The organism is Flavobacterium sp. GT3R68, assembly GCF_007109225.1.
Taxonomy (GTDB): domain Bacteria; phylum Bacteroidota; class Bacteroidia; order Flavobacteriales; family Flavobacteriaceae; genus Flavobacterium.
Genome location: NZ_VJZK01000005.1, coordinates 1 through 19,983, shown reverse-complemented (window position 1 = coordinate 19,983; position 19,983 = coordinate 1). Strand labels below are relative to the sequence as shown.

Sequence of the window (19,983 nt, the reverse complement as noted above, 5' to 3'; positions counted from 1 at the left end):
ATTACTTTAATCATAATTACAAATTCATCAATAAAAAATGCCACTATCGATAATCAACTCTTTTGCTTCCTGGGTTTTAAAACAACGCATTCATCAGATTGAGTTGTTTATAAAATACCCGAATGAGGTGCAGGAAGAATTGCTGATGAACTTACTGCGTTCTTCAGAAAATACGGTTATCGGTAAAAAAAATGATTTTTCTTCGATAAAAACCTATCGGACATTTACGGAGAGAATTCCTATTTCCAGTTATGAAGATATTGAGCCTTTGATTGAACTAACACGAAAAGGGGAACAAAATGTAATCTGGAATACACCCATAAAATGGTTTGCCAAATCAAGCGGAACCACCAATGCCAAAAGTAAATTTATCCCTGTAAGCTCGGAAGCATTAGAGAATTGTCATTATAAAGGCAGCAAAGATTTACTGTGTCTCTATCTTAACAATAATGAAAACTCCGAATTATTTACTGGCAAAAGTCTGCGCTTGGGCGGAAGCAAACAGATTTATGAAGATAACAATACTTTTTTCGGGGATTTATCTGCTATCCTGATTGAAAATATGCCAATTTGGGCGGAATACAGCAGTACGCCCAGCAATAAAGTCTCACTGATGAGCGAATGGGAATCCAAGATTGCCGCCATCATCAATGAAACAACAAACGAAAATGTGACCAGTTTTGCCGGCGTTCCATCCTGGATGTTGGTATTAATGAACAAGGTCCTCGAAAAAACCGGACGGCAAAATTTACTGGAAGTCTGGCCCAGCCTTGAGGTTTATTTTCATGGCGGCGTTAGTTTTGATCCTTATCGCGAACAATACCAAAAAATACTGCCAAAAAAAGATTTCAAATATTACGAAATATACAATGCGTCGGAAGGCTTTTTTGCCATTCAGGATTTGAATTATTCCAATGACCTATTATTAATGCTGGATTATGGAATTTTCTATGAATTCATCCCGATGGATACTTTCGGAACTGTAAATGAAAAAGCGATACCCTTATCGGAAGTAAGCCTGAATAAAAATTACGCCATCGTTATTACAACCAACTCCGGGTTATGGCGATATATGATCGGCGATACGGTGCGTTTCACCTCATTGAGTCCTTACAAAATCCGTGTGACGGGAAGAACAAAACACCATATCAATGTTTTTGGCGAAGAACTGATGGTCGAAAACTCGGATCAGGCTATTGCCAAAGCCTGTCAGATCACGCAAACCGAAGTCGTTGATTATACTGTCGCCCCGGTTTTCATGAAAGACAAAGAGAAGGGCGCACATGAATGGATTATCGAATTTAAACAGAATCCAGCCGACATTCAATTATTCCAAAGAGTATTGGATGAAACGTTACAGTCGTTAAATTCTGATTATGAAGCGAAGCGATACAATAATATGACACTTAATCCGTTAGTAATCAACGTGGCTAGACCAAATCTATTTTACGATTGGCTGAAAGATCAGGATAAATTAGGAGGACAACATAAGATTCCCCGACTTTCCAATCAAAGAGATTATTTGGAACAGCTGAAAAAATTACAGCTTTACCTATAATGAAAAAAAAAATCTTATTACTGGCGTTCGCGCTAACTGTTTTAGTTTCCTGCGGCCCGCACCGAATGAAATGTGGCCCCGGCAAGCGATGTGTTGATGTTTCCAAAAAAGAAACAGATAAAAAAATCCGAACTACATAAATCTAAATCTATTATTCAAAAGAGTCTTTTTCAAACAAAAAGGCTCTTTTTTGTTTTCATTGTCACAATTTATATCATTTTTTAGAGTAAATTCTTTTAAAATTAAAACTATATTTTTGGCTTATCTGTATAAAAAGTGCATTTCATCGAGTATTACTGCCACTTGTCTAAAAGATTATTAAAAAAAATGGCAATACCATATATTCGTGCCGTAAAAATTTTAACCTTTTTTTGACTTTTGTTTACATGAAAAATTATGCCGTCATTATACTATTTTTTATAAGCCTTACTAATTTTGCCCAAGACTCCTTTACCGGTTCCGAAAATCTTTCCGATTTGAATAGTATAGAATCTGAAGTATTGGAAAGCAATTTGAAGTTCACCATATCTCACACTGCAATCAACACCAAACTATCGGAAGTAGGATCTACTTTTTTCAAAAATAAATACATCATGTATTCTTCCAGAAAAACAGGGGAAATTGGCGCCGGAAGAGATGAAGCGACCCAACAGCCTTTTACCAATCTGTATTGTTTGAATATCGATAAATACGGGAACCTCTCCAAACCATTATTTTTTTCCAGATTAATCCGTTCCAACGGAAATCAGGGCGGACTGGCTTTTTCCCCGGATGAAAACGTGATTTATTACACCAAAAGTGAAAAAGAGAACGCCAGCAATTATCAGTTGTATAAATCTGATTTCGATCCGGTTTGCAGATGCAAATGGATTAATGAAGAACCGATCCCATTGAACAGTCCTAATTATTCTATTGAAGACCCTATCGTAACAGCTGATGGTAAAACAATGTATTTCTCGTCCAATATGCCGGGTGGTTTTGGCGGTTTTGATATTTATGCAGCCGAATTAGACCAATTTGGATATCCTGTCAATCCAGTTAATTTAGGTGCAGCCATTAATACTTCCAATAATGAGACGCATCCCTATGTAACACAGAATTTAAAAACTTTATACTTTTCATCCAATGGACATCCAGGTTTTGGCGGTCAGGATGTATTTGTATCCAAAATCAAAAAAAGCAGTTTTTCAGCTCCCCTAAATTTAGGTAAGACTATCAATACGGCAGCAGATGAAGTTTCCTTCATTATGGCTTCCAAGAGCTACGGGTTTGTTTCGTCAAACAGAGTAAACACATTAGGTTCTTTTGATATCTACAAATTTGAAATTACCGTAATCGAGCAAAGACTAAGTGGAATTGTGCATGAGTCGGTAAGTAAAATTGCGTTGCCTAATGCTAAAGTCAGTTTATTGGATAACGAAGGAACTGTTGTTTCCACTCAAACTGTGGGAGAGAATGGTGTGTATGATTTTGAAATCGAACCTTCAGAAAAATATACTATCGTTGCCGACAAAGACGGATATGAAAAATTTGAATTACCGGTTATCACTTCCAACAATGGAAATTCGCGTGTAGACATCGCTTTAAATCAAAATAAACCAGTTATCGTCGAGAAAGCAGGCAAGTCTATGATTTCGATTGAGAAAATTTATTTTGACTTTGACAAATCATCACTTAAAAAAGAATCAACCTTATCATTGAACAAAATTGTAAGTCTGCTGAGTGAAAATCCGACGATGAAAATCATGATTAATGCCCATACCGACAATAAAGGTTCCGATCAATACAATTTAGTCTTATCTGAAAAGAGAGCTCAGGAAACGCGCTCGTATCTGATTAAAAACGGTATCGATGCCAGCAGAGTCAATGCAAAAGGACTTGGTGAAACACAACCGCTCACCAATTGCAAAGAAAAATGTACCAAAACCGAATTAGATGCAGACCGAAGAGTCGAATTCATCATCTTATAAAAATTCAAATTAGTTCATAAAAAAATCCTGCAATTGCAGGATTTTTTATTCTATATAAAATTTAATTTAAGAGGCAATTTCCAATCGCTTCAATAAATTTTTGGTCAGCGCATGTTTAGCGTAATCCTGATCGATAGTCAATATCTTTTCGTCAGAACTTGGCAAATCGTACATTGCATCGGTTAATATCGCTTCACATAAAGAACGCAAACCACGGGCACCTAACTTGTATTCTAATGCTTTATCTACCACAAAATTCAATGCTTCATCTGTAATGGTGAATTCTACTTCATCCATCATAAACAATTTTTGGTATTGTTTGATCAATGCATTTTTAGGCTCGGTCAGAATCGCTCTTAACGTTTCTCTGTCTAAAGGATCCATATGTGTCAATACCGGTAAACGTCCAATGATTTCAGGAATCAACCCAAAATCTTTAATATCTTTTGGAATGATATATTGCAACAGATTGTCTTTATCTACATTATCAGCATTTTTAGAAGTGCTGTATCCTACGGCCTGACGGTTCAGTCTTTTGGAAATGATACGCTCGATTCCGTCAAAAGCACCACCGGCAATAAATAAAATATTTTGGGTGTTTACTTCTACGAATTTCTGGTCCGGATGCTTTCTTCCTCCTTTTGGCGGCACATTCACAACAGTTCCTTCCAATAATTTTAATAAGGCTTGCTGCACTCCTTCACCGGAAACATCTCTGGTAATCGACGGGTTATCACCTTTTCGGGCGATTTTATCAATTTCATCAATGAAAACGATACCACGTTCAGCTTTTGCCACATCATAATCGGCAGCCTGAAGCAAACGCGTCAGAATACTTTCGACATCCTCTCCAACATATCCGGCTTCCGTTAAAACAGTTGCGTCTACAATGGCCAAAGGAACATCGAGCATCTTTGCGATGGTTTTGGCTACCAATGTCTTCCCGGTTCCGGTTTGACCGACCATGATGATGTTTGATTTCTCAATTTCCACATCGTCATCCAATTCCTGCTGCATCAATCGTTTGTAGTGATTGTATACGGCTACCGACATTACTTTTTTGGTCTGGTCCTGCCCGATAACATATTTGTCAAGGAAAGCTCTGATTTCTTTTGGTTTTTTCAATACCAAATCCGATACCAAAGCGCCATGCTTTTTATTCTGTTTTAATTCTTCAATTACAATTCCGTGTGCCTGCTCAATACATTTGTCGCAAATATGCGCATTAATCCCAGCAATCAATAAATTGGTTTCTGGTTTTTTCCTACCACAAAACGAACACTCTAATACTTCTTTCGCCATCTTTTCTTAGTTACAGATTCAGGAAAAGAGTTACTTCTCCTAAATCCGATTTTTATTCAATTATATATTTAAATCAAATTTGATTTAACTTCTTCTCAATACTTCATCAATCATGCCATATGCTTTGGCCTCATCGGAAATCATCCAATAGTCACGCTCACTGTCCAAATGTACTTTTTCGTAAGTTTGTCCCGAATGTTTTGAAATGATTTGGTACAATTCCTCTTTCAGCTTCAGCATTTCACGCAAGTTGATTTCCATGTCGGTTGTAACTCCCTGTGCACCTCCTGAAGGCTGATGAATCATTACTCTTGAATGTGGCAGAGCAGAACGTTTTCCAACCGCTCCGGCACACAATAAAACAGCACCCATCGAGGCCGCCATTCCGGTACAAATTGTGGCTACATCTGGTTTGATGTACTGCATCGTGTCATAAATTCCCAATCCGGCATACACACTTCCCCCAGGAGAATTGATGTAAATCTGGATATCTTTGGAGGCATCCGCACTTTCTAAAAACAATAATTGCGCCTGAACTATATTGGCAATCTGGTCATCAATTCCTGTTCCAAGGAAAATAATCCGGTCCATCATCAATCGCGAGAAAACGTCCAACTGGGAAACATTTAATTGGCGTTCTTCGATAATATATGGAGTCATCCCTGTTGGAGTCATTGTATTTACGATTTTATCATAATACATACTGTTCACACCGTGGTGTTTTGTAGCAAATTTTTTGAATTCTTTACCGTAGTTCATAGATTTTTATCTTTTTTATTAAACAGAAAAAAGCGTCAAACGGATTCGTTTGACGCTCAAATATACTGATTTTTTTACAATTTTATTCTCCGTAAGAAGCTTTAATAAACTCTTGGTATGAAACTTCTTTGGTTTTTGCATTTGCTTTTTCTTTGAATAGGTCTAGCATTTTTTCAGCTACTACCTGATCAGAAAGTTTTTTCACTTCTTCCTGATTAGCCAATACTCTAGCTACAATTCCCTGTACTTCCTCATCCGTAGGATTTGTTTGTCCGAATTGTGCCATTTGCTGACGGATTGCTTTTGCGGTGAATGTTTTCAAATCTTCAAAAGTGATTTGGATATTGCTTTGCGCCAAAGCTTTTCCTTCAATCAATTGGAAACGCAATCCTTTTTCAGAACGTGCATATTCGATTTCAGCTTCTTCAGGAGTTAGGTTTTTTTCACCAACAGTCTGAAGCCACTTTTTTAGGAATTCAGACGGCAATTCGAATTTTGTGTTTTCGATTAGAAAATCAGTAACATCACTCAATAGTTTTTGATCCGCTTGTTGTGCGAATTGGCTTTCAGCATCTTCTTTGATTTTTGCTTTTAATTCTTCCAAAGAAGCAACATTTCCAGCACCGAACAATCTGTCGAACAATTCCTGGTTCAATTCTGCCATTTCTGTAGCATTGATAGTTTCGATTGTAAAATCGACATCGATATCCAATCCATGAACATCATCATGACCTACTTTCAAAAGATCCATCAATTGGTGATCATCTTCAAACAAACCTTTAGTATTGATCGTAACCACATCACCTACTTTCTTACCGATGAATTTATCAGCTGTTTTTTTATCTTTAAAAATAGATAAAGAGAATGAAGCCGGTGTATTGATCCCTTTTGTCAAATTAGTGAAAGTTCCGGTTACATCATGATCTGCAGCCACCACTTCCTGCGGGATTGCTTTTCCGAATTGTTTCTGGATACGTGTTATTTGCTCGTCGATTAATTCATTATCAGCAGAAATCACATATTTCACGATATTGTTTTTGGCATCCAGATCAATTTCGAATTCAGGAACCAAACCAATTTCATATTCAAAAACCAATTCTTCATCATCCCAAGAAAAATTCTCGTTTTCTTTCGGAAGCGGAGTACCTAGAAGGTTCAGTCTTTCCGATTGAATGTAACGGCTAAGAGCCAACTCAACCACTTTATTTACTTCCTCAGTTTTGATTGCTTTACCATATTGTTTTTCAACAAGATCTTTTGGCACTGCACCTTTTCTGAATCCTTTAACTGTTGCCAAAGGCATTTTTTCATTTATTCTTTTTGCCACTTGGCCTTTGTAATCCATTGGAACCACTGTCATTTCAATTACTTCGTTAACAGCGTTTATTGCTACTCTTTTAATATCCATTTTCTTTCTTAATTTACATAATAAAATTGGGTTGCAAAATTAGAACATTTTTGCAACCCAACCAAGTTTTTACAGTTTGTATTTTAGCGTATTGCTATCTTATTGCATTTATTTATCGCCACCCATCAGACTATATAAGATCGATTGCGAAACGGATAGGATAACACTAAATAATAACGCCGTCAGAAAGGAGTCTACACGAAACCCTCCTACAATCTCCGAGCACAATAAAATCATGGCCGCATTAATTACCAACAGAAACAATCCAAAAGTCAGGACAGTCACCGGTAAGGTAAACAACACAAGAATTGGTTTGATAAAAAGATTGAGTAATCCCAAAACAATCGCGACAAAAATAGAAATGGTAAAATTTGCGACTGTTACTCCTGGCATAAAGTGCGCGATAAGCATGACCAGAACTGCCGTCAAAAATATTCTGATTATTAAATTCATAAGTTTTAATTTGAAAAGTTTATTAAATGTACTATTTTTTTGACACTCTGAAAAAAAAATTACGTCTCTTTCAGGAAAGAAATTGTCGCCTGATAAAAATCTTTTGGATTTTCGGCATGAAGCCAATGCCCGGCATTGTTGATGGTAACAATTTTAGCCAATGGAAAATGATGCAGAATAGTATCCAAATCATTGTCCAGAATATAATTGGAGTTTCCACCGCGCAAAAACAATGTGGGTTTTTCGAATGTATGGTTTTGCGGTAAAGCAGTCCCAATTTGATCTATCGTTTTGTTAAAAACTTCCAGATTAAACCGGAATGCCAATTGACCCGGGTCTTTCCAATACAGGCTTTTCATCAAAAACTGCCGCGTCCCGAAATCCGGAATTTGTGTAGTCAATATTTCTTCAACTTCGGTACGAGATGGTTTCCGTAAAAAATCCACCGCATTCAAACCTTCTAAAATGGACTGATGATGCTGCGGGTAAAATTTCGGGCCTATATCGGCGACAATTAATTTTTTCACTTTTTGCGGATAGGTTGTCGCAAAAAGCATCGCCACTTTCCCACCCATCGAATGTCCGAGAACATTAATAGACTCGAAATTATGAGTCTCGCAATAATCGACAATATCCTGAACCATCACCTCATAATCAAAAGCCTCCGAATGAAAACTCCGGCCGTGGTTCCGCAAATCAATCATGTGAACTTCAAATTCCTGTGCATATTGCGTTCCCAGAGTTTTCCAATTATCCGACATACCGAGAAATCCGTGCAGGATTAGTAGTGGCTGGCCCTGGCCTTCAATTTTTGAATATAACATTTGATATCGTTGTTTATTTGCGTGAGATTTACTTCGTCAGTTCGCTATCGCTCGGGTGAAATTAAAAGGAGGACAGCCAGTGGCTGTCAGGTACCTTTTTTAGCGTGAGGGATGGCAGTGGAAATCCTTTTTGAGGAACGAAAAAAGATTGCAACGTACAGCCCGTTCGCCGCGGCGAACACGCCCAAATTATTTTATTTTAATTTTTGCAGGTACATATTAACCACATTTTCCAGTCCGAGGTAAATGGCTTCCGAAATTAGCGCATGTCCTATCGAAACCTCCAATAAACCGGGAATGCTCTGTTGGAAAAACTGGATGTTCTCCAGACTCAAATCGTGTCCCGCATTGATACCAAGACCCAATTCATTAGCCAAAACGGCCGAGTGGATATAAGGCTGGACGCCATTTTTATTGCCCAAACCATATTGGTGTGCAAAAGCTTCGGTATACAATTCGATTCTTTCGGCTCCAATTGCCGCAGCTCCATTAATCATTTCCAGCGTTGGATCTACAAATATGGAAGTACGAATGTTGTTTCTTTTAAATTCCTGGACCATTTCTGTCAGGAAGTCCTTATGTATAACCGTATTCCAACCCGCATTAGAGGTGATCGCGTCCACCGCATCGGGTACCAAGGTTACTTGCGTCGGCCTTACTTCCAGTACTAAATCAATGAATTTCCTGTCGGGATTTCCTTCAATATTGTATTCGGTTGTCACAATTGACTTCAGATTCCGGGCATCCTGATAGCGGATATGGCGCTCATCGGGGCGCGGATGAATGGTAATCCCCTCGCCACCGAATCTTTGGATGTCTTTTGCAACCTGCAATAAATCAGGAACATTGCCGCCACGGGCATTTCTCAAAGTGGCAATTTTATTGATATTTACACTTAATTTTGTCATGTGAAAATTTTTTGAAACGGGATTACCCAAATTTTACCACAAAAATACAAAGTAAAACAAGCTATTTTATGCGAAATTTTGATTATTTTGCAGTCAATTACCGACAGACTTTTATGCAAGAAATTACCGATTATATAAACAATGATTTTAAAGCGATTGATAGTATGGAATCTATCGAGACGGTTCAGGATTTTTTTGCAAGAACCCCATATTCGCATTTTCCTGTATTGGAAGAAAACATTTATATAGGAAGCATTGCGGCGAACGATGTTGAGACGTATGAGACGGATAAAAAACTCAAACATTATCGGTATGCCTTCGAGGGATTTTATGCCCGAACGAATATGATCTGGCTTGACGTCATCGAAATTTTTGCGCAAAACCACACCAATGTGATCCCGGTTCTGGATGATGAAAATAAATATGTGGGGTATTACGAGATCACGGATATCATTAAATTTTTCTACGACACGCCATTCTTAAGAGAACAAGGCGGTATTCTTATCGTCGAAAAAAACATAGTGGACTTTTCGATGAGCCAGATTGTTCAGATTATTGAAAGCAATAACGGAAAAGTATTGGGGTTGTTTATCTCGGAAACTTCTGCTGAAACCGTTCAGGTTACAATAAAAATGGCTTTGGGCGGAATGAACGAAATCATCCAGACTTTCAGAAGATACAGTTATGAAATCATTTCGGAACATCAGGAAGATAATTATTTGAATAGTCTGAAAGAACGATCGGATTATTTGGATAAATATTTAAATATGTAATCTATGAAAGTAGCGATTTACGGCCAATATTACCAAAACGGTACCGAACCAATCATTAACGACATTTTTGATTTTTTAAACAAAAACAAAATCGAACTGGTTATTGAAGGCGGCTTCCTGAAAATGTTGCTTGAAAAACGGTTGCTAAAAAATGAATACCAGACTTTTACTTCCCATACTGAATTAAATTCAAGTTTCGATATGCTGATCAGTATTGGCGGTGACGGTACGATATTGAGAGCGGCAACATTGGTCCGGAATTCCGGAATTCCCATTTTAGGTATAAATGCCGGAAGGCTAGGTTTTTTGGCTACCGTCCAAAAAGAAAATATTGAACGCTTCCTACAGATTGTCATCGATAAAAAATATACCATTTCTCCAAGAACATTATTAAGCTTAAGCTGTTCCCCAAAAAACGCCGAAATTCAGGAGATTAATTTTGCTATGAATGAAATCACCGTAAGCCGGAAAGATACCGCCTCGATGATTACGATCGAAACATCGCTGAACGGGGAATATCTGAATTCGTATTGGGCAGACGGATTGATTATTTCGACACCGACGGGATCCACGGGATATTCGATGAGTTGCGGCGGACCCGTTTTGACACCCGATGTAAAAAGCCTGGTGATTACCCCTATCGCGCCCCATAATTTAAATGCGAGACCATTGGTTATTCCCGATATAACCGAAATAAAATTGAAAGTTTCAGGACGCGAAGACCATTATTTGGTGTCACTGGATTCAAGAATCGCTTCTATCCCAAACGAATCGATACTGACCATCAAGAAAACCCCTTTCAAAATAAACATGGTCGAAATACCGGAAGAGTCCTTTCTGAAAACCCTTCGGAACAAATTACTCTGGGGTGAAGACAAAAGAAATTAAGGTATTTTTAAACTGCTTTATACTACAATCGCTATAAACTCCGTTTCCTATTTTATTCAATTGTGAATTAATTTTAGATTTTTAAAAACCCGAATAAATATAATTTAACAGAAATACTAATTTGATACGGGATTAGTAGTCATAATTATTATATTTGCACGCTATTTTCAAACCAATGAATAGAATTTTCGTTTTGTATTTCTGCCTTTTCGGGTTAACTTCTATGAATGCACAAATTCACGAAGTTGGAGTATTTCTGGGTGGAAGCAATTATATCGGCGACGTGGGTCCAACTGATTATATTGCACCGAATGAACCTGCTATCGGAATTTTATACAAATGGAACAGAAGTCCACGCCATGCCTGGAGATTTTCATACATGCAATCGGAAATTGCTTCGAATGACAAGGATGCCAAAACACCCGGAAGATATCAAAGAGGCTATAGTTTTAAAAATAGCATAAAAGAAGTATCTTTAGGGCTTGAATTCAATTTTTTTGATTTCAATTTGCACGATATCAAAAGAAAAATTACTCCCTATGTATATTCCGGAGTGAGTTATTTTGCTTATGACGAGTTATTTGTGGTTGGAGGCGAAACAAAAGTGGATTATACGCATGGAGCCCTAGCTATTCCGATGACAGTAGGATTAAAATCGAATATTATGCCGCATCTTATTTTAGGAGTTGAAGTTGGTGCAAGATATACGTTTACGGATAATCTTGACGGCAACAATCCTAAAAATGAGAATTTTGAAACTTTGAAATTTGGGAATATTAATAATAATGACTGGTATGTATTTACCGGAATAACACTGATGTATACCTTTGGGAACAAGCCGTGTTATTGTGTAGAATAAAAATGAGTTTACTAGATACTATAAATAAGAATAATTTACCCAAACACCTCGCCATCATTATGGACGGCAATGGGCGTTGGGCGAAACAAAAAGGGTTGTTACGGGCCTTTGGTCACGAAAGCGGAACTAAATCCGTCAGGACCACAGTAGAAACTTGTGCCAGGCTTGGCATTGAGAATCTGACTTTATACGCCTTTTCTACAGAAAATTGGAACAGGCCAAAATTAGAGGTCGACATCCTCATGAAACTGTTAATCAGTTCTTTAAAAAACGAACTCAAAACCCTTCAGGATAACAACATCCAATTGAACTCGATCGGTAATCTGGATTTGTTGCCGAAATCCGCTCAAAAAGAACTTCAGGAAGTAATCACTAAAACAAAAAGCAATACCAGAATGGTGCTGACTTTGGCGTTAAGCTACGGTTCACGGGAGGAAATCGTGAATGCCGTGAAGAACATTAGTGATAAAGTTAAAAATAATATAATTTCAATAGACAGTATTGACGAATCAATTATTAATCAGCATCTTTACACGCAAAATTTACCAGAGGTAGATTTATTAATCAGAACCAGCGGAGAACACCGGATCAGCAACTTTCTATTATGGCAAATAGCCTATGCAGAACTGTATTTTACCGAGGTTTTATGGCCAGACTTTAAAGAAGAAGATTTATATGAGGCAATCATTAGCTATCAAAAAAGAGAACGCAGATTTGGAAAAACAAGTGAACAAATTAAATAATTTTTTAGTGTTAAATAAAGCCTTAAAAATCTTCCTCGCCTTATTCGTTTTTGGAAGTATTTCTCAAATAAACGCCCAAGAAAGAGTTCCTTTTGACCAAGGGACAAAATATATTTTAGCCGATGTAGATGTTACAGGCAAAATAAGTTTCAACAAACAAACCGTAGTCACCTTTGCCGGCCTTGAAAAAGGACAATCCATTACTGTTCCGGGAGAAGAAATCAGCAATGCCATCAAGAAATTGGGCAAACTGGGACTTTTCAGTGAAATTGATTTTTATGTCAATAAAATAGACGGCGATAGCATCTGGCTGGAACTGAATATTATTGAATTGCCAAAATTGGGCGAGGTGAAATTTACCGGAATCAAAAAAAGTAAAAAAGAAACGTTCATTAAAGATAATGGCCTGACCAAAGGAAAAGTTGTCAATGAAAATCTGATTACCACCACCAAAAATTATATAGAAAATAAATACCGCAAGGACGGTTACTACAATGCCAAAGTAAACATCCGTACGATGCCGGATACCATCAATGGAAATGAAGTAAAAATGCTGGTAGCCGTGGACAAAGGCAATAAAATCAAAATCAGTAAAATTGACTTTGTTGGCAACGGGAAATTTACAGATGCTAAGCTCCGTCGAACCATGTCGAGTACCAAGCAGCAGAACCTCTTTCGTTTTTGGAAAGCCTCTAAATTTATCAAGGACAAATACAAAGAGGATTTGGTAAAAATCATTGATAAATATAAAGAGAAAGGTTACCGTGATGCCCGGATTGTTTCAGACAGTGTTACTTTCAACAACGAAAAAAATAAACTGGCCATTAAAATAAATATCGAAGAAGGAAACAAATATTACTTCGGGGATATTAAATTTTTGGGGAACACAGTCTACTCGGATCAAACTCTTGCCCGCAAATTAGGAATCAAAAAAGGGGATGTATATAACGGAGTGCTTTTGCAGAAAAGAATTGCCGATAAGACCAAGCCTGACGGGGATGACATTACTAATATTTACCAAAACAACGGATATTTATTTTCAAACATCAATGCGGTCGAAGTAAAAACTGCAAACGACACGATTGATTTTGAAATCAGGATTACTGAAGGCCCTATTGCCTATTTCAACAAAATTACCGTCGTGGGGAATGATAAAACAAATGATGAAGTTATTTACCGCGAACTAAAAACAAGACCTGGACAGAAATACAGTAAGGAAGACTTGGTACGAACCATTCGCGAAATTGGACAGTTAGGATTTTTTGATGCGGAAGCAATTGATCCAAAATTCAAAAATGTAGATGCGCAGGCCGGAACTGTAGATATCGAATACAACTTAGTAGAAAAAGGATCCAGCCAAATCGAACTTCAGGGAGGTTATGGCGGCGGAGGTTTCATTGGAACCTTAGGATTGTCTTTCAACAACTTCTCGATGCGTAACATTTTCAAGAAAGAAGCTTACAGACCTCTTCCGATGGGAGACGGACAAAAAGTAGCTTTGCGTTTACAGGGAAGTTCTTATTTCCAGACCTATAGCATGTCGTTTACAGAACCATGGCTTGGAGGCAAGAAACCGGTACAATTCAGTACCTCTTTCTCCTATAGCAAGCAATTCCTGAACAATTATCAAACTAGAAGTGTCGATAAAAGCAAAAGCTTTAATATCCTGTCGGTATCGGTAGGATTGGCAAAAAGATTGGCAAAACCGGATGATTCTTTCGTGTTTTCAAACTCAGTCAGCTTCCAGTATTATGATTTAAATAATTACAACACCGGATTGTTTAAATTTGGAGACGGAGCATCAAGAAACTTTGCTTATACGGTTGGATTAACAAGAAGTAATAAAGGATTCAATCCGATATTCCCAACATATGGTTCTGAATTCACTGTTTCAGCAAAATTCACACCTCCTTACTCCTTGATGAATGGAATCGATTATGGCGATTTAGAAAATCAGGAAGCGTACAAAAAGACCTATACAGGTACCGAGCCACTTTCCTCCGCAACAGGACCTGGCGGAACTATAGTACAAAACGGAGAATATTTAGTTGCAAATTATAACGACGACGGAAAATTGCTAAATTACACCGCAGTTGCCACGTATAGCGAAGCTAGTGCGGATCCCGCCAAAGTCGATCAGAAAAAGTTTAATTGGTTGGAATATTACAAAATTAAGTTCAAAGCCGACTGGTATACCAAAATTTATGGTAAATTAGTACTTCGTTCTTTGGGCGAATTCGGATTCTTAGGTGCTTATAATCAGGACAGAGGACTCGTTCCGTTTGAGCGTTTCTATCTCGGTGGTGACGGATTGGCGAATTTTGCATTGGATGGACGCGAAGTTATCGGGTTAAGAGGATATCCTAACCAATCATTAACGCCAATTGTTCCGAGCGGACCTGATAAAGGGGCTCAAAATGGAGCAACTATATACAATAAGTTCTCATTAGAATTGCGTTATCCAATAACCATGAAATCGTCAGCTTCCATCTATGCGCTGACCTTTATTGAAGGAGGAGCTGCCTATGACAACTTTAAGGATTACAACCCATTCGTACTGCAACGTTCGGCTGGATTTGGACTTAGAGTATTTATGCCTGCATTCGGATTATTGGGTATTGATTTTGCTCACGGTTTTGATGCACTTCCAGGGGAAACAAAACCTAATGGATGGGAAACCCATTTCATTATCGGACAGCAATTTTAATAAAAGCAGAGACAATATTTTCTAATATAATTTTTACGTTATGAGGAAACATTTTTTATTATTGATGATTACAGCGGTCTCATTAACCACTCAGGCACAAACCAAAGGGGTTAAGATTGGCTATATTGATATGGAATATATTTTGCAGAACGTTCCGGATTATACCGAGGCTAAAAATCAATTAGAACAAAAAGCCCAAAAGTGGAAGCAGGAAATCGAAGTAAAGAAAAATGATATTGTAAAACTTAAGGACGCCTTAAAAACAGAAGAAATCCTGTTAACAAAGGAGCTGATTGCCGAAAGACAAGAAGAAATAAAATTTCTGGAGACCGAATTATATGATTACCAACAAAAAAGGTTCGGCCCTAACGGGGATTTAATCATTCAGAAAGCTGTTCTGGTAAAACCAATTCAAGATCAGGTTTTCACCGCTGTTCAGGATATCTCTGAAGCTCAGAAATATGATTTTATCTTTGACAAATCCTCCGATTTGACCATGTTATTCGCTGCCAAAAGATTTGATATCAGCGACCGTGTAGTTCGTGTAATCACCCGGGCTCAGAAAAGGGAACAGATGACCAAAAAACAGCTGAAATTAGAGGAAGCTAAAGAATATAAAGAAAATCTTGAATCCGACAATCCTGCCTTGGCAGAAAGACAAAAAGCATTGGACGAAAGAAAAGCTGCACGCGAAAAAATGATGACCGACCGAAAAGCGGCAGCCGATGAAAAGAAAAAGGCAGCGGAAGAAAAGAGAAAACAAGTATTAGCTGACAAGGCTGCCAAAAAAAATGGCACGGTTCCTGCTAATAACAATAAACCAGCCGATAGTACTGTCACTACAGTTCCAGACGCTAAGCAAAAAGCGGCCGATGCCAAGGCAAAAACTTTGGAAGATCGTAAAAAAGTCCTTGAAGAAAGAAGAAAAAAGATTTTAGAAGATCGTGAAGCTGCAAAAAAAGCAAAAGCAGACAAATTGAAATAGAATAAAACCGAATAGAAACCAATAAATTAATTAATACTTTTAAAATGATGAAACAATTGAAAACTTTACTAATAGCCACAGTTTTCTTCTTTGGCGCTAACCAACTTGCAAATGCGCAATCTAAAACAGCACACGTTAATGTTAGCGAAATTATGGCAAAAATGCCAGCTATGTTAGATGCTCAAAAACAATTGGAAAAATTGAGCGCTACTTATGATACCGAATACAAAACAATGGTTGAGGAATACCAGAACAAACTTAAAAAATACGAATCGGAAGCCGCTACTGTTGGTGACAAAGTAAACGAGGACCGTTCAAAAGAAGTGCAGGAAATGCAAAAAAGGATTGTTGACTACAGAGACAATGCTCAAAAAGAATTGCAACAAAAAGAACAGGATATCACCAAACCAATCTACGAAAAAATCAAAGCATCGATCCAAAAAGTAGGTAAAGCAAAAGGATATCAGTATGTTTTGAATTCTGAAGGTCTTTTATTGGCTGACGGACCGGAAATCACTGTTGATGTGAAGAAAGACTTAGGTTTCTAAAAATCTTCCTTTAAAAAAATATTTAAAAACTGCTCGAACATTTTGAGCAGTTTTTTTTTACATTTGTTTTTATGAATAACAACAACCCCATAGGTCTCTTCGACTCCGGAATTGGCGGCACCTCCATCTGGAAAGCGATTTATCAATTGCTGCCTGGCGAAAATACCATTTATTTGGCGGACAGCAGTAATGCACCTTACGGGAAAAAATCTAAAGAGGAAATCATTGCACTCAGCAAAAAGAACACCGAACTGCTTTTAGAAATGGGTTGCAAAATAATTGTTGTCGCCTGTAACACCGCCACAACAAACGCAATTAAAGAGTTAAGAGCTAAGTACGATGTACCGTTCATTGGAATTGAACCGGCAATCAAGCCGGCCGCCAATAATTCGAAGACCCAGACAATTGGCATTTTGGCCACTAAAGGCACCATTAATAGTGCGCTTTTCAGCAAGACGGTCGAGATGTATCAAAACACCAAAATCATCGAGCAAATCGGTCACGGACTGGTAGAATTGATTGAAAACGGTGATATTGATTCCCCTGAAACGGATCAGCTATTGACAGCCTATATCACTCCGATGATTGAAGCCAATATCGATTACCTGGTATTAGGCTGCAGTCATTATCCTTATCTGATTCCAAAAATCAAAAAAATACTGCCCGAACATATTCAGATTATCGATTCAGGCGAAGCAGTTGCAAGACAGACCCAAAACATCCTAAAAGAGAAAATAGGATTCAATACCGCAACAAGCAGTACCCATGTTTTCTACACCAATGGAAATCCAAAGGTATTGTCGGACATACTGGAACACAAATTTTCGGTGACAGAAAAATATTTTTAGCATGCGGATGGCCGGGCTATTAGGTGTATCCGAGCTAAAGCGCGGGATGCCGCTACACGAGCAAAGCAAACTGGCGGAGCAATCCCTGTCCGAGGACTACCCTTCCTTAAACCAACTCGAGTACATTACATAATTATTGGAAATACGTTCAATTTCCCCGGAAAAATCCGACTGATCAATATCTTTGACTTTCTTCGCAGGAACACCGGCCCAGATCGTTCCGGATTCCACTACCGTATTTTGCGTGATAACAGCACCGGCAGCGATAATAGAGTTGCTGCCAATGACACAGTTGTCCATTACAATGGATCCCATTCCGATCAAAACATTATCATTTATAGTACACCCGTGAACAATTGCATTATGCCCAATAGAAACATTATTACCAATAACAGTGGGATGCTTTTGGTACGTACAGTGAATAACAGCACCATCCTGGATGTTGACTTTATTTCCTATTTTAATAAAGTGAACGTCACCACGAATGACTGCATTGAACCATACACTACAGGATGTTCCAAATGTTACATCACCCACTATAGTTGCATTTTCAGCAACATAACAATCCTGTGGAATCACAGGGCTTTTTCCATTTACAGATTTTATCAACATAGTCTAAAAAAAATAGTCCCGATAAAAATCGGGACTGAATTAATATTAACGTTAAAATTAATTAATTGCCGGACAATTACATTCGTATTTTTCTCTTTTGCAGAAAAGGTTCATTCCTAATGTAATTTGGTGGTAGCCCCCATTATCAAATCTTACAGCACCTGATACAAGTGAATAAGTATAAGAAAACATGAAATTATTATAATTTACGCCAACAATTGGTGTAATGTATTGCAATTTTTGATTTACAATAGTATTTCCATTCTGATATTCTGCTCCTTCAATACTTCTTCTGTAAGATATGCCACCCCATAGTTTTCCAAAATCTAATGTCTTGTAGGCTTTTAAGTTCAAATCAATTGACCTCTCCTTAGTTTGACCCACTGTCTGAAACATTAAAGAAGGTTCCCATAAAATATTTTCTTTGTCGCCAAAGATGTAACCGGCACTAACGATGATTTTTCTAAGATTGTCACTCTCATATTCGCTGTATATTTCTCTTCTGGTCTCAACCGCATTTTTAACAGTTAAGTGTGCATAAAAATCCAAATAGTTATACGACGCACCAATATCAAAATTATAATAGGAATCTTTTTGAACAATTGTTCCTGCTACATTCGGGTCAAAACCCGGCGAATTTCTAAATTCGGTTTCATCTAAGGAGCTTTGAATTAAAGCCGCGCTGATACCGAATGACAATTGATTCAAATCAATGTTATCTCGCGAGAACATAATATGATGCGCATAAGTAAACTTCACTCCTTTTTGAGAATGATAACCATTTTTATCATTAAAAATAATAATACCCGCTCCAGATTTTTCACCGATACTTCCATTAAAACTCACTGTCTGCATTTGAGGCGCATCTTCCTGACCAAACCATTGCTTACGTGCCGTAAGTCTGATTTTCGCGCAATTTGCTGCGCCGGCCATGGAGGGATGAATTAAATAATAGTTATCAGATAAATAATCTGAATATACTGCAACGCCTTCTTGCGAAAAAGACACTTGTGATATAAACCATAGTAATACTATATACCTCTTCTTAAAATTCATTGGTGTTTATCTTTTTAATGAAAAATGCGCTTTAAATACTTTATTGGCACCTTTTTCAGTATAATCTACTGTAAACCAGTAATCTGTTGAAAATAGGGGCTGCCCGTTAAAAGTACCGTCCCAGCCAGTTGAATTAATCGGACTGAGCTGTTTAAGGAGTTTTCCGTAGCGGTCAAATATATAAATTTTTGCGTTATTTTCCGGTTTAAATCCAATAATATTCCAAGTGTCATGAATTCCATCCCCGTTAGGGGTAAAAAACGTCGGATAATTAACGGTCACAACATCTATTGAAATCGGCGGTCCGCAATCTCCCTCAACATCGTATACCATTACAGTATGATTGCCAATGCCTACATTTTCAAACACCCCTCCATTGTCCAATCTCGGTCCATTGTCCATTGAATAATGGTAGTAACCATATCCATTCACCAGAATAGTGACAATCTGGTTATCCGAAAAGAAATTGTTTATCTCATAGGGTGGATCCTGTGCCACAGGCGGTCCTGCCTGAACTACCTGGAAGGGATCAGATGGTAGCGATACGCATCCTAAAGCACTGGTACTGGTAGCCACTACCGTGTAGTCTCCTTCCCAAGGCATCGGTGTGGTGGCTGTAATTGAATATGTACTGCCTGTACCCACTAGATTTCCATTTAAAAACCATTGGAAAGTATAATCTGATGGATTGGCAACACCACTATCCAGGGTAAGTCCGCTTAACAAAACATCACTACCCCACTGCACACAAATCGTATTATTTCCTGTGGAGGACTCAATAT

The 19,983-nt window shown here is 37.9% G+C and carries 19 protein-coding genes; 10 read left to right on the top strand and 9 right to left on the bottom strand.

Annotated elements, in window-relative coordinates; genetic code table 11:
- Nucleotides 1–37: 37 nt before the first annotated feature.
- Both FNW07_RS10230 and FNW07_RS10225 read left to right on the top strand, forming a co-directional pair.
- Nucleotides 38–1,558, top strand: a complete 1,521-nt coding sequence (locus tag FNW07_RS10230; RefSeq protein ID WP_126745143.1) for a GH3 auxin-responsive promoter family protein — start codon at nucleotides 38–40, stop codon at nucleotides 1,556–1,558.
- 386 nt (nucleotides 1,559–1,944) lie between these two features.
- The gene (locus FNW07_RS10225; RefSeq protein ID WP_126745142.1) at nucleotides 1,945–3,528 is read left to right on the top strand and encodes an OmpA family protein; all 1,584 of its coding nucleotides are present in this window, start codon (nucleotides 1,945–1,947) and stop codon (nucleotides 3,526–3,528) included.
- Nucleotides 3,529–3,594: 66 nt separating this feature from the next.
- Here FNW07_RS10225 and clpX read toward each other — a convergent pair whose 3' ends face one another.
- The 6 genes from clpX to FNW07_RS10195 form a co-directional block, all read right to left on the bottom strand.
- On the bottom strand, nucleotides 3,595–4,830 hold the full coding sequence (clpX, locus tag FNW07_RS10220) for an ATP-dependent Clp protease ATP-binding subunit ClpX (protein WP_126745141.1): 1,236 nt from the start codon (nucleotides 4,828–4,830) through the stop codon (nucleotides 3,595–3,597).
- Nucleotides 4,831–4,914: 84 nt separating this feature from the next.
- On the bottom strand, nucleotides 4,915–5,589 hold the full coding sequence (clpP, locus tag FNW07_RS10215) for an ATP-dependent Clp endopeptidase proteolytic subunit ClpP (protein WP_126745140.1): 675 nt from the start codon (nucleotides 5,587–5,589) through the stop codon (nucleotides 4,915–4,917).
- 82 nt (nucleotides 5,590–5,671) lie between these two features.
- Complete coding sequence (locus FNW07_RS10210; protein ID WP_126745139.1) at nucleotides 5,672–6,997, bottom strand: trigger factor; 1,326 nt, start codon at nucleotides 6,995–6,997, stop codon at nucleotides 5,672–5,674.
- 108 nt (nucleotides 6,998–7,105) lie between these two features.
- The gene (locus FNW07_RS10205; RefSeq protein ID WP_126745138.1) at nucleotides 7,106–7,450 is read right to left on the bottom strand and encodes a phage holin family protein; all 345 of its coding nucleotides are present in this window, start codon (nucleotides 7,448–7,450) and stop codon (nucleotides 7,106–7,108) included.
- Between the two features lie 59 nt (nucleotides 7,451–7,509).
- Entirely contained in the window at nucleotides 7,510–8,274 is a 765-nt protein-coding gene (locus FNW07_RS10200; protein ID WP_126745137.1) for an alpha/beta fold hydrolase, read from the bottom strand.
- 194 nt (nucleotides 8,275–8,468) lie between these two features.
- Nucleotides 8,469–9,182: a pyridoxine 5'-phosphate synthase gene (locus FNW07_RS10195; protein ID WP_126745136.1), complete on the bottom strand. Its 714-nt coding sequence runs from the start codon at nucleotides 9,180–9,182 to the stop codon at nucleotides 8,469–8,471.
- A 113-nt stretch (nucleotides 9,183–9,295) separates the two neighbouring features.
- On the opposite strand from FNW07_RS10195, the gene FNW07_RS10190 reads away from it, so the two are divergent.
- The 8 genes from FNW07_RS10190 to murI all read left to right on the top strand — a co-directional run bounded on the left by FNW07_RS10190 (nucleotide 9,296) and on the right by murI (nucleotide 17,533).
- Nucleotides 9,296–9,955, top strand: coding sequence for a CBS domain-containing protein (locus tag FNW07_RS10190; RefSeq protein WP_126745152.1), 660 nt, complete (start codon nucleotides 9,296–9,298; stop codon nucleotides 9,953–9,955).
- A gap of 3 nt (nucleotides 9,956–9,958) precedes the next feature.
- Nucleotides 9,959–10,843, top strand: coding sequence for an NAD kinase (locus FNW07_RS10185; protein WP_126745135.1), 885 nt, complete (start codon nucleotides 9,959–9,961; stop codon nucleotides 10,841–10,843).
- A 175-nt stretch (nucleotides 10,844–11,018) separates the two neighbouring features.
- Nucleotides 11,019–11,702 (top strand): DUF6089 family protein, encoded by a 684-nt coding sequence (locus FNW07_RS10180; protein ID WP_126745134.1) that lies wholly within the window; start codon nucleotides 11,019–11,021, stop codon nucleotides 11,700–11,702.
- A gap of 2 nt (nucleotides 11,703–11,704) precedes the next feature.
- Entirely contained in the window at nucleotides 11,705–12,445 is a 741-nt protein-coding gene (locus FNW07_RS10175; protein WP_126745133.1) for an isoprenyl transferase, read from the top strand.
- Nucleotides 12,378–15,152, top strand: coding sequence for an outer membrane protein assembly factor (locus FNW07_RS10170; RefSeq protein ID WP_126745132.1), 2,775 nt, complete (start codon nucleotides 12,378–12,380; stop codon nucleotides 15,150–15,152). The genes FNW07_RS10175 and FNW07_RS10170 overlap by 68 nt, the downstream gene beginning before the upstream one ends.
- Nucleotides 15,153–15,192: 40 nt before the next feature.
- A complete protein-coding gene (locus tag FNW07_RS10165) occupies nucleotides 15,193–16,137 on the top strand; it encodes an OmpH family outer membrane protein (protein ID WP_126745131.1) in 945 nt (314 codons plus the stop codon).
- Between the two features lie 47 nt (nucleotides 16,138–16,184).
- On the top strand, nucleotides 16,185–16,685 hold the full coding sequence (locus tag FNW07_RS10160; protein WP_126745151.1) for an OmpH family outer membrane protein: 501 nt from the start codon (nucleotides 16,185–16,187) through the stop codon (nucleotides 16,683–16,685).
- Between the two features lie 71 nt (nucleotides 16,686–16,756).
- The gene (gene murI / locus FNW07_RS10155; protein ID WP_126745130.1) at nucleotides 16,757–17,533 is read left to right on the top strand and encodes a glutamate racemase; all 777 of its coding nucleotides are present in this window, start codon (nucleotides 16,757–16,759) and stop codon (nucleotides 17,531–17,533) included.
- Nucleotides 17,534–17,629: 96 nt separating this feature from the next.
- On the opposite strand, the gene FNW07_RS10150 is transcribed toward murI, so the two are convergent.
- The 3 genes from FNW07_RS10150 to FNW07_RS10140 all read right to left on the bottom strand — a co-directional run.
- Nucleotides 17,630–18,145, bottom strand: coding sequence for a gamma carbonic anhydrase family protein (locus FNW07_RS10150; RefSeq protein ID WP_126745129.1), 516 nt, complete (start codon nucleotides 18,143–18,145; stop codon nucleotides 17,630–17,632).
- A gap of 57 nt (nucleotides 18,146–18,202) precedes the next feature.
- Nucleotides 18,203–19,201, bottom strand: coding sequence for a type IX secretion system membrane protein PorP/SprF (locus FNW07_RS10145; protein WP_126745128.1), 999 nt, complete (start codon nucleotides 19,199–19,201; stop codon nucleotides 18,203–18,205).
- Between the two features lie 6 nt (nucleotides 19,202–19,207).
- The coding region (locus FNW07_RS10140; RefSeq protein WP_144265625.1) for a T9SS type B sorting domain-containing protein at nucleotides 19,208–19,983 on the bottom strand (776 nt) is incomplete at its 5' end.